This window comes from Streptomyces sp. NPDC085937 (assembly GCF_044540535.1).
In the GTDB taxonomy this organism is placed as follows: domain Bacteria; phylum Actinomycetota; class Actinomycetes; order Streptomycetales; family Streptomycetaceae; genus Streptomyces.
This window is the reverse complement of record NZ_JBITSH010000003.1, coordinates 461093-474890: the sequence shown is the minus strand read 5'-3', so window position 1 is coordinate 474890 and position 13798 is coordinate 461093. Positions and strand designations below refer to the sequence as shown.

General features: G+C 71.6%; 10 protein-coding genes. 7 read left to right on the top strand and 3 right to left on the bottom strand.

What is annotated here, in order from left to right; genetic code table 11:
• Nucleotides 1-2 precede the first annotated feature (2 nt).
• The gene (locus tag ACIF8S_RS09210) at nt 3-1484 is read right to left on the bottom strand and encodes a non-reducing end alpha-L-arabinofuranosidase family hydrolase (protein ID WP_399998285.1); all 1482 of its coding nucleotides are present in this window, start codon (nt 1482-1484) and stop codon (nt 3-5) included.
• A gap of 467 nt (nt 1485-1951) precedes the next feature.
• Between ACIF8S_RS09210 and ACIF8S_RS09205 the strand changes: the two genes are divergently transcribed.
• The 5 genes from ACIF8S_RS09205 to ACIF8S_RS09185 all read left to right on the top strand — a co-directional run bounded on the left by ACIF8S_RS09205 (nt 1952) and on the right by ACIF8S_RS09185 (nt 7778).
• Nucleotides 1952-3406: an endo-1,4-beta-xylanase gene (locus ACIF8S_RS09205; protein ID WP_399998283.1), complete on the top strand. Its 1455-nt coding sequence runs from the start codon at nt 1952-1954 to the stop codon at nt 3404-3406.
• Nucleotides 3407-3839: 433 nt separating this feature from the next.
• Nucleotides 3840-5117: a YeeE/YedE family protein gene (locus tag ACIF8S_RS09200; protein WP_399998281.1), complete on the top strand. Its 1278-nt coding sequence runs from the start codon at nt 3840-3842 to the stop codon at nt 5115-5117.
• 508 nt (nt 5118-5625) lie between these two features.
• Nucleotides 5626-6639 carry a DUF732 domain-containing protein gene (locus ACIF8S_RS09195; RefSeq protein ID WP_399998279.1) on the top strand — a complete coding sequence of 338 codons (1014 nt, stop codon included), beginning with the start codon at nt 5626-5628 and terminating at the stop codon, nt 6637-6639.
• Nucleotides 6640-6972: 333 nt separating this feature from the next.
• On the top strand, nt 6973-7395 hold the full coding sequence (panD, locus tag ACIF8S_RS09190; protein ID WP_150157358.1) for an aspartate 1-decarboxylase: 423 nt from the start codon (nt 6973-6975) through the stop codon (nt 7393-7395).
• Nucleotides 7396-7433: 38 nt separating this feature from the next.
• Nucleotides 7434-7778, top strand: coding sequence for a GNAT family N-acetyltransferase (locus tag ACIF8S_RS09185; protein ID WP_399998277.1), 345 nt, complete (start codon nt 7434-7436; stop codon nt 7776-7778).
• Nucleotides 7779-8455: 677 nt separating this feature from the next.
• Here the strand turns inward: ACIF8S_RS09185 and gndA are convergent.
• Nucleotides 8456-9895: an NADP-dependent phosphogluconate dehydrogenase gene (gndA, locus tag ACIF8S_RS09180; protein WP_349794413.1), complete on the bottom strand. Its 1440-nt coding sequence runs from the start codon at nt 9893-9895 to the stop codon at nt 8456-8458.
• 431 nt (nt 9896-10326) lie between these two features.
• On the opposite strand from gndA, the gene ACIF8S_RS09175 reads away from it, so the two are divergent.
• The gene (locus ACIF8S_RS09175) at nt 10327-11655 is read left to right on the top strand and encodes a transglycosylase family protein (protein WP_399998275.1); all 1329 of its coding nucleotides are present in this window, start codon (nt 10327-10329) and stop codon (nt 11653-11655) included.
• Here ACIF8S_RS09175 and ACIF8S_RS09170 read toward each other — a convergent pair.
• Nucleotides 11645-12775 (bottom strand): DMT family transporter, encoded by a 1131-nt coding sequence (locus ACIF8S_RS09170; RefSeq protein WP_399998274.1) that lies wholly within the window; start codon nt 12773-12775, stop codon nt 11645-11647. The two genes, ACIF8S_RS09175 and ACIF8S_RS09170, sit on opposite strands and share 11 nt — an antisense overlap.
• Before the next feature lie 231 nt (nt 12776-13006).
• Here ACIF8S_RS09170 and ACIF8S_RS09165 point away from each other — a divergent pair, with 231 nt between their 5' ends.
• Nucleotides 13007-13792, top strand: coding sequence for a (2Fe-2S)-binding protein (locus ACIF8S_RS09165; RefSeq protein WP_399998272.1), 786 nt, complete (start codon nt 13007-13009; stop codon nt 13790-13792).
• The last annotated feature ends 6 nt before the right edge of the window (nt 13793-13798 follow it).

Here is a 13798-nt window from a genome sequence, read left to right as displayed (position 1 = left end):
TCTCAGCGCTGCAGGGTCAGCAGACCCGGGCGGTAGGGCAGCAGGCCGTAGTCACCTCCGGAGTTGGGGCTGCGGCCCTGGTACAGCAGCTGCAGGTTGCAGGGGTCGACGGTCATCGTCTGGTCGGCGCTGGTCCGCAGCAGCTCGCCGTGACTGATGTCGTTGGTCCAGGTGGCACCGCTGTTGGCCTTGCCGGCGAAGGGGTTGCTCTCCGTCGCGGCCTGGGGCGTCCAGCTGCCGCCCAGGCTGGTCGCGGTGAACGAGCGGAAGTACCGGCCCTGCGAGCCGATCGCCTCGACGATCATGAGGTAGCGGTTCTGGCCCTCCAGCTTGTACACCTGCGGGGCTTCGAACAGGTTGTTCGTCGTGTCGCTCATGACCACGGTCGAGGTCGAGCCGAAGCTGCCGGGGAAGTTCCCGATGGGCATGCTCGCCCGGTAGATCTTGCCGTTGTCGCCGGCGAAGAACAGGTACATGTTCGTGCCGTCACCGATGAGTGCCTGGTCGATGGGGCCCGTCCCGGAGCCGGAGATGCTTCCGGAGAAGAGCACCTGCTCGGACGACCAGCCGTTGGGGTTGGTCGGGTCCGTCGACGTCCGGTAGGAGAAGGCGGTGCCGCCCCACTGGTACGCCAGCACCCAGATGTTCTTCGGCGCGAAGTAGAAGAGGCTGGGTGCGACCGTGGAGTTGTTCATCGCGTTCTGGCTCGCCGAGCCCATCTCCGACCAGGCCCCGAAGAGACCGAAGTTCATCGAACCCCACCGCGTCCCCGTGTCGTGCGTGGTCGCGTAGACGAGCTGCTTGCCGTTGTAGGGGGCGACGGTGAAGTCCTTGAGCGACACCCATCCCTGCCGCGGCTGTGCCAGCGCGCCGCTGGAGCTCCAGCGGTAGCTCGACGGCAGGTCACAGACGCCGGGGTCGCCGGGGTTGCCGGTGTCCGAGCCGACCTTGACGAGCTGCCACTGCTGGTTGGACCCGCCCCAGTCGTCGTACTGGACGACGTTCGCGTTGTCGGCGGTGGAGGCGCCCTGCACCTCGAGGGCCTTGCCGCTGTGACGGGAGATGAGGCGTACGTAGCCGTCCGAGCTGTCGGCCAGCCGCCACTGCTGGTTGGCGGCGTTCAGGTCGGACCACTGGACGATCGAACCGCCGTTCGCCGTCGACCAGTTGTAGATGTCCAGCACCTTGCCGGAGTGGCGGGACTTCAGGCGGTACCAGCCGTTCCCGGAGTCGACGAACTGCCACTGCTGCTGACTCTGGTCGTTCCTCGACCACTGGGTGATCCGGGCGCCGTCGTTCGTGGCGAGGTTGTAGACGTCCAGCGCCTTGCCGCTGTTGCGGTTCACCAGCACGTACGAGGCGTTCGTGTCCACCGTCGCGGCCTCGGCGGGCTGGGCGCCGAGGAAGGTGGCGAGCAGCAGCAGGGGAGCGAGGACACCGAGCAAACGTCTGGAACGGACCGGAAGGGTGTGGCGAAGCCACATGGGACGGCCTCCTCGAAGTGGGGGGGAGATGACGCCGGCGAACGGCGGAGCGGCCACCGCGTAGAGCGGGAAGGGGGTTCGAATGTTTCGAAGTGGTACCGGCTCTGTGACGCCACAAGGTAGAAAGCGGAGGGCAACCGGTCAAGGCCTGTCGCCGATCTGGCCGCAAACAACCGCTAGTTCGGGGCGGAATGAGCGTCCGCATCGGTATGCGAAAGTTTCGAAAGAGGAACAGAAACTTTTTCTGCCGTGAGGGTTGACGCGTACTCAGCAAACGCCAATCATCCTGTCTGGCAACCCGACCGCAGTTCGAAATGACGAACTAACTGTCCTGTGCAGACCTGCCGCACCACGAGCCGCGCACAAGCTGCACGACGGATCCACGCACCGCAGGCAGTCCTTCCGGGTTCCCCCGGACCCGCGCTGTCGGTCGGGCGATCCGTCATACCTACCTTGGAGGCACAGCAATGGGCTCCTATGCCCTCCCCAGAGCCGCCGGCCGGCGGAAATTCCGCGTCCTGCTCCCCACGCTCCTCGTCGGCGCACTCGGTGCGGTCGGCGCACTGGCCGCGCCCCCGCCGGCCGCCCACGCCGCCGAGTCGACCCTCGGCGCCGCGGCGGCGCAGAGCGGCCGCTACTTCGGCGTCGCCGTCGCCGCGAACCGCCTGAGCGACTCGACGTACGCGTCCATCGCGAACCGCGAGTTCAACTCGGTGACGGCCGAGAACGAGATGAAGATCGACGCCACGGAGCCGCAGCGGGGCCAGTTCAACTTCTCCAACGCCGACCGCATCTACAACTGGGCGGTGCAGAACGGCAAGGAGGTGCGCGGCCACACGCTGGCCTGGCACTCCCAGCAGCCCGGCTGGATGCAGAGCCTCAGTGGCAGCGCGCTGCGCCAGGCGATGATCGACCACATCAACGGCGTGATGGCCCACTACAAGGGCAAGATCGCGCAGTGGGACGTGGTGAACGAGGCCTTCGCCGACGGCAACTCGGGCGCCCGGCGCGACTCCAACCTGGAGCGCAGCGGCAGCGACTGGATCGAGGTGGCCTTCCGCACCGCGCGTGCCGCCGACCCGTCCGCCAAGCTCTGCTACAACGACTACAACGTCGAGAACTGGACCTGGGCCAAGACCCAGGCCATGTACCGCATGGTGAAGGACTTCAAGCAGCGCGGCGTGCCGATCGACTGCGTCGGCTTCCAGTCGCACTTCAACAGCGGCAGCCCCTACAACAGCAACTTCCGCACCACCCTGCAGGAATTCGCCGCGCTCGGCGTCGACGTGGCCATCACCGAGCTGGACATCCAGGGCGCCTCGCCGACCACCTACGCCGCCGTGGTCAACGACTGCCTGGCCGTCTCCCGCTGCCTCGGCGTGACCGTGTGGGGCGTGCGCGACATGGACTCGTGGCGTTCCGGGGACACCCCGCTGCTGTTCAACAACGACGGCAGCAAGAAGCAGGCGTACAGCGCCGTGCTGAACGCCCTCAACGCGGGCACCGGCGGCGGCGACCCGGACCCCGACCCGGAGCCGGGTGACGGCACCGCCGTCAAGGGCGTCGGCTCGAACCGCTGCCTGGACGTGCCGAACGCCAGCACCTCCGACGGCACGCAGGTGCAGCTGTACGACTGCAACGGCCGCACCAACCAGCAGTGGGAGCTCACCTCCTCCGGTGAGCTGAGGGTCTACGGCAACAAGTGCCTGGACGCCGCCGGCACCGGCAACGGCGCCAAGGTCCAGATCTACAGCTGCTGGGGCGGCGACAACCAGAAGTGGCGCCTGAACTCCGACGGTTCCATCGTCGGCGTCCAGTCCGGCCGCTGCCTCGACGCCGTCGGCGCCGGCACCGCCAACGGCACCCAGGTCCAGATCTACACCTGCTCGGGTGGCAGCAACCAGCGCTGGACCCGCGCCTGACCGACACCTCCTCGTGTGATCGCGGGGGTCACCGCCTCACCGGCGGTGGCCCCCGCGCCTGTGTTGTTGGGGGCCGATGTGCGTGGGGCGCGTCACACCGCCTCCTCCAGCGCCCGCCGGGCGACGGCGGAGGCTCCGGGGACCCCGCCCGAGGGAGGGTGTGTGGCCCATGCAACGTTCACATGGTGAGATCCGGGGCCGGACTGTTGAATGCCGATCTTATTCTGGAGCCATGCCCGCACCCGCCCGCCTGCTCTGCCTCGCCCTGATGGCGAACTCGGCGTGGTGCGTCGACGACGGCCTCTGTCGCCGCTGAGCCGGACCGGCCGGTTCCCCGTGCCGTACGCCGCCGCCCGAGCCGCGGCGCTGCCCGCACCGGCCTCCCGCACGTGTCGTGCCCCACCCCGACTCGTCCACCTCCCGGAGTCCCCCTGTGACCATCGCCCCGTCCCCCCAGGCGACGAAGACCGCCGCGCTGCTGTCCCCGTCACCCACCTCCGTCCCGCAGCCACCGGCACCCCCCGCGCCGCCGGTGCGCCGCGGTCCGCTCGCGGTGTCGGGGCTGCTCGCCGCGGCACTGACCGCCTTCGTGTGGTCCGCCCACGGGGCCAAGCCCGGGGTCCTGCTGCTGCTCGGCCTCGGACTGGGGATCGCCCTGTTCCACTCCCGCTTCGGCTTCACCTCCGCCTGGCGGCAGTTGATCGCCGTCGGCAACGGCGCCGGTCTGCGCGCCCACACCCTGCTGCTCGGCACCACGGCGACGCTGTTCGCCCTGATCATCGGCACGGGCACCGGACTGTTCGGATCCGTGCCGACACCCTCGGCCGGACCCCTGGGCGTGGGACTGCTGATCGGCGCGTTCGTCTTCGCCGTCGGCATGCAGCTGGGCGGCGCCTGCGCCTCCGGCACCCTCTTCGCGGTCGGCTCGGGGCAGACGTCGATCCTGCTCACCCTCGGCGGTTTCATCGGCGGTGCGACCCTGGCCGCCTGGCAGTTCGACCTGTGGAAGGACCTGCCCGCGCTGGAGCCGGTCGTCATGGCCGACCACATCGGCTGGTTCGGCTCCTGGGCGGTGACGATCCTCGCGCTCGCCGTCATCGTCGTGGTCACCCGTCGTGTCCAGGCCCGCCGCAACCCGCCGCCCATCGGCGCCGTCCCCTCCGCGCGCGGTGCCGCCCGCGTGCTGCGCGGGTCCTGGCCGCTGGCCGTCGGCGCCCTGGCGCTGGCCGTGCTGGGCGCCGGCGTGCTGCTCGTCTCCGGCGGCGCGTGGGGCATCACCAGTGCCTTCAGCCTGTGGGGATCGGAGCTGGTGGGAGCGCTCGGCGGCCACCCCGAGGGGTGGACCTGGTGGCAGCAGTCCGGAAACAAGGAGATGCTCGCCGGGCCGGTCCTCGCCGACAAGACCAGCCTCACCGACATCGGCATCATGATCGGCGCGGCCGTCGCCGCGGCGCTCGGCGGCACGTGGGCGTTGCACCGCGGCGTGCCGTGGCGGACGGCGACAGCCGCGGTGCTGGGCGGAGTACTGATGGGCATCGGTGCCCGGCTCGCGGGCGGTTGCAACATCGGCGCGTACCTCGCGGGCATCGCCTCCGGCAGCCTGCACGGCTGGATCTGGGGCGCCACCGCCCTCCTGGGCACCTGGGCCGGCCTGAAGCTCCGACCGCTGTTCGGGCTGGGCAACCCCAAGCCGGGGGACGGCGTCTGCTGAGGGGCGGACGGGCGGAACGAGTGGGTCGACGAGACCCACCTCCCGCTACTCGTAGTCCGCCGCGACGGCGGCTTCACGAGCCGCCGACGGCGCGAAAGCGCAGGCAGGACGTCGTCCCAGTCGTCCCTCCTCACCTGAGCGACGTTCCTGGGTGTCGAGGTTGCAGCATGGCAAGGCGGGGGAGTTCCGGGAGGTGCCCCTGCCGCGCTCCGTGCGTGAGTCGATGGAGCGGTGCGAGGAGAAGTACGGCCCCACGAAGGGGGCTGTCTACTGCGGGTCCGAGCAGCTACTACACAGAGCCGATGGAAGAGACGGGTTGCGCTGGCCCGGTGAGGCGGTCGACGCCTCATACGGTCCGGGGTCCCGGGACGCTTCGTGGGTGCGCCTGATGTAGGCCCTGGTCACCCTCGCCTGCCTCGGACTCTGGCTGCCCTGCCTTTGCGGACACGCCCTAGGATGATCGCCTTCGGCCAGTAGGGGTCGTGAGGGGACGGGGGAAACGCCGATCATGTCTGACGTGCGACCGGGACCGGACGAGGCAGAACCATCCCGCAGCGTTCCCGACGCCGCCCAGTCCACGGTGTCGACCCGTGCCAGGCACCGCCGACGGTGGGTCGCCTGGGCAGGGGCGGCTGTTCTCGCGCTCGTCACCGGCGCTGTCATGGCCGTCAACCGACAGACCGACGACGTCCGGCCACAGCCCGGTTCCGCTCCGCTGACGACCACCGCGTCGCAAAGCGCCGGCTCGCCGAGTGACGGCCCCCCGTATGTCGCGGTTCCGCGGTTCACTTCCAATGCCGCGCGCGACACGGCGTTTGTCGGTGACGTCGCGTCGTTCTCCACCTGGCCCAGCGGTACCGTGTCCTACGGCGTCATGTCGTCGATGCCAGGCGGCAGTGACGTATCCGACTTCCGTGAGGCCGTCATCAAGGACGCGAAAGCTGTCTGCGCGGTGCTCACCAACGGCACGGACATGAATGACGTGCCTGACGCTGTGGGGCTTCCCCTGACCGACCCGGTCGACCAGGCCGGGTTCATCGTGGAGGCAGTCACGTTCTACTGCCCGGCCCAGATGGCCGCAGTGACCGACGGTGTCTACAGCAAACCGGTGCCGACCGAACAGGAAGAAGACTGCCCGTCAGTCCGCGCCTTGGAGGTGACAGCCTCGGTCGGGGAACAGTCGGGCGACGACCTGATTCACACGGCTTCGTACAGCGTCGAAGTACACAACACCTCGCCGTACGCCGTCCGCGCTCAACTGCAACAGCGCTGGTTCGCCTACGGATACCCGGAGGAGGACGAGTGGGCCTCCTTCGGCGACGTGACGGCAGACCCGGTCGTAGACATAGAGGCAGGAGGCACCTTCACCTACGAGGGTGAACAGAGCGGGATCTACCGCTGGCAGCGCACCGAAGTACGCGTCCAGCCGGGGCAATTCGTGTACTTCGGGTGCGGATACCAGCCCGGCCCAGGTGCCGCTGGAAGGGACGAGGAACAACTGTCTCCGTACCCGTCTCGGTGAAGCTGGACGACCCGCACTCGCCACGGCGAAGTTCGCCTTCGGCACGGACCGCACGGGCACCGTGTGGAGTGACAAGGACAGCGCCTCGAAGGCATGACCTACTGTTCGACCCGGCCCACCCGGAGTTGCGCTACGTCCCGCGGACGCGTCGCGCTTCGGCGGGTGACGGGCCGGTGCGGGCCTGTTTGTGGTGGTGGGCCTAGGCGAGGAGCGCATTGGCCCGAGTGGAATCGATGTTCCCCGGAATCTTCGAGTCCGCAGAGTCCCCGTGTAAAGTGAAACCGCCCTTGACCTGCACAGAGTAGGCAGGGAGCCGTCTTTCAGGAGTCCGACATGCTGCGCACCATGTTCAAGTCCAAGATCCACCGTGCCACCGTCACCCAGGCCGACCTGCACTACGTGGGATCCGTGACGATCGACGCGGACCTGCTCGACGCCGCCGATCTGCTGCCCGGTGAGCTCGTGCACATCGTCGACATCACCAACGGCGCCCGGCTCGAGACGTACGTCATCGAGGGGGAGCGCGGGTCCGGGGTGATCGGCATCAACGGGGCCGCCGCCCACCTCGTGCACCCGGGCGACCTGGTGATCATCATCAGTTACGCTCAGGTGACCGACGCCGAGGCACGGGCGTTGAAGCCCCGCGTGGTGCACGTGGACGCGGACAACCGCATCGTCTCCCTCGGCGCCGACCCGTCCGAGCCGGTGCCCGGGTCGGACCAGGAGCGCAGCCCCCAGGCCGTCGCCACGGTCTGACGGGCGCCGACCCGACCGAAGACAGGAGCGTGACGGGCATGGACGGCATGGACATCCGGGACGACCGGGCCGCGGGCCGGCTCGAGGCGGTGGTGGACGGCGAGGTCGTCGGGCGGATCGAGTACTTCGTCCTCGACGCGCCCGCGCAGGCTCTGGTGCCGGTGCACACCGTCGTCGAGCCCGCGCACGAGGGGAAGGGCATCGCCGGCTCCCTCGCCCGTGAGCTCTACGCCTCCGCGGCTCGTGAGGGCACCGTCGTCGCGCCGCTGTGCCCGTACGTCGTCCGGTGGGCCGCGCGTCACCCCGACGAGGCCCCGGCGGCCGACCCGGAGCTGCTGGGTGCGGCGAAGCAGTGGCTGGCGGAGCATCCGGAGCGGTTCTGAGGCGGCTCCTCCCCGCCTCGTACTACTTCCGGTGCGTTGTGGCTTCCGAACCGTGCGCCGGGCGGGCGTGCTGCCGTCACGCGCGCGGGTGAGTGCGGGCGGGGCCGCCGGGTAGGCGGGGGAGTAGTCCAGAGCCGACGTCGAGCGACAGGCCGGAGGACACGTGTCATGACGAACCCGTACCCGGATCCCGTCCCGCCGGGTCCGACTCCGGGGCCCGCCCCGGGGCCGGACCCCGCGCATCCCGGTCCCGGGCCCGAACCGGTGCCGGCTCCTGAGCCGCCGCCGCCCGGGCCCGATCCGGCGCCCCCGCCGCAGCCGCCGGGGCCGAATCCGCAGCCGCCTCCGCCGCATCCGGGGCCGCCCGAGCCGTCGCCCTCGCCGATTCCTCCGGGGCCGGAACCTGTGCCGAGCCCGGAGCCCGGGCCGCCGTTGACCTGAAGCCCGCTGTTCGCGGGTGCGGGTGGGTGGGGGCCGGTCGCGCGGTTCCCCGCGCCCCTGAGGGTGCGGGTCCGTGGGGGCCGGTTGCGCAGTTCCCCGCGCCCCTAGGGGTGCGTGTGCGGGCTGGTGGGGGCTGGGCGCGCAGTTCCCCGCGCCCCTGAGGGCGCGGATGTGCGGGCCGGTGGAGAACCGCGCCCCCTAGGGGGCGCGGTTCTCGCGCCCCTCCGGGGTGCCGTCTACGCCGAGACCTCCGACCTGTCCCCGCCCCACAGCGTGTGGTACGAGCCGTCGCGGTCCGTGCGGCGGTACGTGTGCGCGCCGAAGAAGTCGCGCTGGCCCTGCGTGAGCGCGGCCGGCAGCCGCTCCGCCCGCAGGGCGTCGTAGTAGGCGAGCGCCGCCGCGAAACCGGGGGTCGGCACGCCCTGCCGGGTCGCCGCGATCAGCACCTCGCGCCAGTCGTCCTGCGCGTCGGCGATCTCCTGCGCGAACGTCTCGTCCGACAGCAGGCTCGGCAGGTCCGCCCGCGTGTCGTAGGCGGCCCGGATACGGTCGAGGAAGGCCGCGCGGATGATGCACCCGCCGCGCCAGATCGCGGAGACCGCGCCGAGGTCGATGTCCCAGCCGTACTCCTCGCTGCCCGCGGCGATCTCGTGGAAGCCCTGCGTGTACGACACGATCTTCGACGCGTACAGCGCCTGCTCCACCCGGTCGGCGAACGCGGACGCGTCCGACTCGCTCATCGGCTTCGGCTTCGGGCCGGCCAGCCCGCGCGAGGCCTCCCTCAGCGCCGCGTGGCCCGACAGGGACCGGGCGAACACCGCCTCCGCGATGCCCGACACCGGCACGCCCAGATCGAGGGCGATCTGCACGGTCCAGCGGCCGGTGCCCTTCTGCTCCGCCTGGTCCACCACCACGTCGACGAACGGCTTGCCCGTCGCCGCGTCCACGTGCGACAGCACCTCGGCGGTGATCTCGATCAGGTACGAGTCAAGCCGGCCGGTGTTCCAGGTGCGGAAGATCTCCGCGATCTGCGCGGGGGAGTACCCGGCGACGTCGCGCAGCAGTTGGTACGCCTCACCGATCAGCTGCATGTCGGCGTACTCGATGCCGTTGTGCACCATCTTCACGAAGTGGCCGGCGCCGTCCGGACCCACGTGCGTGACGCAGGGCGAGCCGTCCTTCGCCTTCGCGGAGATCTTCTCCAGCATCGGGCCCAGCGAGTCGTACGACTCCTTCGGGCCGCCCGGCATGATGCTCGGCCCGTTCAGCGCGCCCTCCTCGCCGCCGGAGACGCCCATGCCGACGAAGTGGATGCCCTGCTCGCGCAGCGCCTTCTCCCGGCGGCGGGTGTCGGCGAAGTGCGCGTTGCCACCGTCGATGATCATGTCGCCGGGCTCCAGCAGCGGCGCGAACTCCTCGATCACCGCGTCCGTCGGGTCCCCGGCCTTCACCATCACGACCAGCCGCCGCGGCCGCTCCAGCGCCGCGACGAAATCCTTGGCCGTCTCGGCCGCCACGAAGCTCCCCTCGTGCCCGAACTCCTCCACCAGCGCGTGCGTACGTGCCGCGGTGCGGTTGTGCACCGCGACCGTGTAGCCGTTGCGGGCGAAATTGCGTGCGAGGTTGCGGCCCATGACCGCGAGCCCGGTGACGCCGATCTGCGCTGAACTGCTCATAAGGGTGACTCCTGGTGACCTCGGTATCGGTGCCGCCGGGCGCCGGTGCCGCTGGTGGACGCCCGCCGGTCCTGACATCGACCATCCTTGCGTGCCGCACTCGCGTGCGCATGCGCGAGTCTTCGGGACCCGCGCAGGCACATACGCGCGAGCGTGCCCTCCGTACTCAGTGTGGTCCCCAGCGCGGTCCCCTCACGACTGCCCGGTGCGGCCGACAACCCACCCGGCGCACCCCACCCCGCGCACACCCCCGCGTGCTCCCGCGCCCGGCGTCGGGCCCCCGCGCACGCTCCCCCCTGATGGCAAACAGGGGCGCAACGGGCGTAACGTCCCGGCCGCTTGGCGCATCCGTGCGGCTGATAGCCGCCTTGTCACGGCCTGTTCGCAGCGCTTACTTTTGCCCCTCCTGACGCATTGTCGAGGGGGATTCCATGGCCGTGCGCGGCCGGCACCGCCGGTATCAGCCGAACAGGATCAACCGGGCCTCGCTCACCGTCACCGCCGGTGGTGCGGGCATGGCCCTCCCGCTCATGGGCACCGGCGCGGCGCAGGCCGCCGACGTGGACACCTGGGAGAAGGTCGCCGCCTGCGAGTCCACCAACAACTGGGACATCAACACCGGCAACGGCTACTACGGCGGGCTGCAGTTCAGCCAGTCCACGTGGGAGGCGTTCGGCGGTACCCGGTACGCGCCCCGAGCGGATCTGGCCACCAAGGACCAGCAGATCGCCGTCGCCGAGAAGGTCCTCGACGGACAGGGCCCCGGCGCCTGGCCCACCTGCTCGGTACGGGCCGGACTCACCCGTGACGGCGCCACCCCGGACATCCGGCCGGCCGCCGACCGCTCCGACCGCTCCGACCGGGCCGCCGACCGCTCCGACCGGGGCGGCGGGCGCTCCGCCGGCACCAGGAGCGCGAGTGGCGGCAAGGGCGACGGGCGGACCTCCGTCGAGGACGTCCGGCCGCACACCACACCCCAGTCCCGCGCGGGACGCGCCGAGATGTACACCGTGGTACACGGCGACACCCTCTCCGGCATCGCCGAGCAGGAGCGCGTGCGCGGTGGCTGGCAGGGGCTCTACGAGGCCAACCGGACGACCGTCGGCGCCGACCCCGACCTGATCCTGCCGGGGCAGCGCCTCACCCTGGCCGGGGGCACGGCCAAGGCCCCCGCCAAGCCGCCCGCCCAGTCGTCCGAGCCGGCGGGCAGGACGGCGGCCGCTCCCAAGGCGGCCGCTCCCAAGACCGAGAAGAAGACCGAGAAGAAGGCCGCACCCAAGGCCGAGAAGAAGACGGAGAAGAAGACCGAGAAGCGCACCGAGGAACGCGCCGACCGGTCCGCCTCCTCCTCCGGCTCGAAGCGCGTCGCACCCGTCAGCGCCGGCCTCGGCACGCCGTACCACAAGGCCGGGTCCTCCTGGTCGAAGGGCTACCACACCGGCGTGGACTTCCCCGTCCCCACCGGTACGTCCGTGAAGTCCGTCGGGTCCGGCACCGTGGTCGCCGCGGGCTGGGAGGGGTCGTTCGGCTACCAGGTCGTGGTGCGGCACGCCGACGGCCGCTACAGCCAGTACGCCCACCTGTCGGCGATCTCCGTGAAGAGCGGCCAGTCGGTCGGCGCCGGCCAGCGTATCGGGCGCTCCGGCTCGACCGGCAACAGCTCGGGCCCGCATCTGCACTTCGAGGTGCGGACGGGGCCCGGCTTCGGGTCGGACGTCGACCCGCTCGCCTATCTGCGCGCCGGAGGCGTCACGATCTGACGCGGGCGAGGTGCCGGTCGGACGCCGGCACCGGCACGTAGGGGCCGCCGTAGAAGGGCGCGTACGGCATCAGCGGTACCGCCGCCGGGTCCGCCGCGTCCGGCCCGGCGGGCGCCGCGGGCACGGTGACCGGCAGCGTGACGTCCTCCGGCACCGTCAGCTCCGCCAGCAGCAGCTCGGCGGGGTCGTCCGCCTGCCGGCCGACGGCCTGCTCCACGGCGGGCTCGTCGGCCGCGACCGGCACAGCCCCTCTGTCGGCCGTCACCGCCCCGGCGGTGGCCTCGTGCTCGCGCGCCAGCCGCTCGGTCGTCAGCAGGATCAGCCCGCCGGCCGCCACCACACCGCAGCTCAGTGCCAGCGCCGTGCCGGTCGTGCCGTAACGGAAGGTCTCGCCGAACATCGTGATGCCGATCGCGGCCGCGACCACCGGGTTGACCACCGTGAGCGTCGCCAGCGGGGCCGCGAGGCCCGCGCCCCGGTAGGAGGCCTGCGACAGCAGCATGCCCGCCGTCGCCAGGACGCCGATCACCGCGAGGGACGGCAGGTCCGCCGCCGAGACGCCGCCCGTCCAGTCCACCGCGACCGTCTTGGTGAAGACGGAGGACATGCCGAACGCGACGCCGGACGCGGTCGCGAGCAGGATGCTGCGCACCGCCGGGTGCCGGTGGACGGCCCGCGCCGCGACGATCAGCGTCACGACCGCCGCGACCGTCCCCACGGCCGCCGCCACCCGCTGCGGACCGTCCAGCGACTGCGCGCCCGAGGCGCCGACCAGCGCCAGCAGACCCGCGAGGCCGAGCGTCGCCATCAGGGCACCGCGCCACGCCGTCGCCCCGGCCCTGCGGCCGACGAACAGCGCGGCCATGGGCAGCGCGAACACGATCGTGAGGGCGCCCAGCGGCTGGACGAGGCTCAGCGGGCCGTAGGCCAGCGCGACCACGTGCAGCACGGCGCCCAGACCGTTCAGCCCGACGGCCGCCCACCAGCCGGGCCGGCGCAGCGGCGCGTACTGCCGCGCACCGGACGAGGACAGCGCGACCTGCTCCTGCACGATCGCCCCGCCCGCGTACGCCACGGCGGACACGAAGGACAGGACCACGGACAACGCGAGGGCGCTCATCGGCTGCTCCTCTGCGTGAGGCGGGGGCGGTCTGCCCGGCGCGGCGAACGGTCGGCTTCCATGAGCAACACGATGCCGTGCCAGGGTGTTCCCCGTCGTCGTCCCTGAGCACCCAATGCGTCCTACTGCCGATGGAGTACGGGGGCGCCCCCGTCATCCCCTGGGTGGGGGCCACGGGACCGGGACCCCTGACAACCACCCGCCTCGGCGGACTTGGTACTACTGCACCTCGTGGACCTCGACCCGCGCCTCACCGCCCTCCGTGACCTCGGTGGCTTCTTCGTCCTGCGTGCGGCGGAGGAAGCCGGCCGCCGCCTGCCCACGCTCGACCAGGCATACGGCCCCCGCCGCCCGGATGTTCAAGGTGCTCCCCTGACGGATCCCTTGACCGATCCCCTGCCTGGTCCCCTGACCGAGCCCTTGACCGACCCCCTGGCCGTGCGGGTGCGCCGGGTCGGCGCCGCCCTGCGCGCCCCCGAGCCGCGGGTCGCCGCCTCCGTGGCGCATCAGGGTCTGGCCGCCCGCCTGTGGTCCGTGGCCCTCGGCTGCGCGACGCTGTACGGCGCCGTCCCCGACCTTCACCCGGAGGCGATGCGCTGGGACCCCGAGGGGAGCGCCCCCGACGACCTGTGGCTCACCGAGGTCCGGCCGCTGCCCGGCGACGCGGCGACCCTCGCGGAGGTCGTGCTGCACGGCCATCTGGAACCCCTCGCCGCCGCCCTGCGCGCCCGCCACCGTCTCGCGCCCGGGCTCCTGCGCGGCAACGCCGCCTCCGCCCTCGCCGCCTCGGCCCGCGAACTCGTCCGCCACGCCCGGCCCGACGTGGCCTCCCGGGCCGCCCGGCTGTCCCGCGAACTCCTCGCCCACCCCCTGCTCACCGGCTCCGGCACACTCACCGGCACCGCCTTCCGGCGCCGCAGCTGCTGCCTGTACTACCGGGTGCCCGGCGGGGGCGTCTGCGGGGACTGTTGCTTCGTTCGGCCGCCCCGCTCTTCCCCACGCGCCCGGTCTGGGTGACCATGA

What these genes read in the sequence shown, in the direction of transcription:
- gndA (WP_349794413.1), bottom strand. Translation starts at nt 9,895, where the DNA reads ATGAGCAGTTCAGCGCAGATCGGCGTCACCGGGCTCGCGGTCATGGGC.
- panD (WP_150157358.1), top strand. Translation starts at nt 6,973, where the DNA reads ATGCTGCGCACCATGTTCAAGTCCAAGATCCACCGTGCCACCGTCACC.
- ACIF8S_RS09205 (WP_399998283.1), top strand. Translation starts at nt 1,952, where the DNA reads ATGGGCTCCTATGCCCTCCCCAGAGCCGCCGGCCGGCGGAAATTCCGC.
- ACIF8S_RS09175 (WP_399998275.1), top strand. Translation starts at nt 10,327, where the DNA reads ATGGCCGTGCGCGGCCGGCACCGCCGGTATCAGCCGAACAGGATCAAC.
- ACIF8S_RS09195 (WP_399998279.1), top strand. Translation starts at nt 5,626, where the DNA reads ATGTCTGACGTGCGACCGGGACCGGACGAGGCAGAACCATCCCGCAGC.
- ACIF8S_RS09210 (WP_399998285.1), bottom strand. Translation starts at nt 1,484, where the DNA reads ATGTGGCTTCGCCACACCCTTCCGGTCCGTTCCAGACGTTTGCTCGGT.
- ACIF8S_RS09185 (WP_399998277.1), top strand. Translation starts at nt 7,434, where the DNA reads ATGGACGGCATGGACATCCGGGACGACCGGGCCGCGGGCCGGCTCGAG.
- ACIF8S_RS09170 (WP_399998274.1), bottom strand. Translation starts at nt 12,775, where the DNA reads ATGAGCGCCCTCGCGTTGTCCGTGGTCCTGTCCTTCGTGTCCGCCGTG.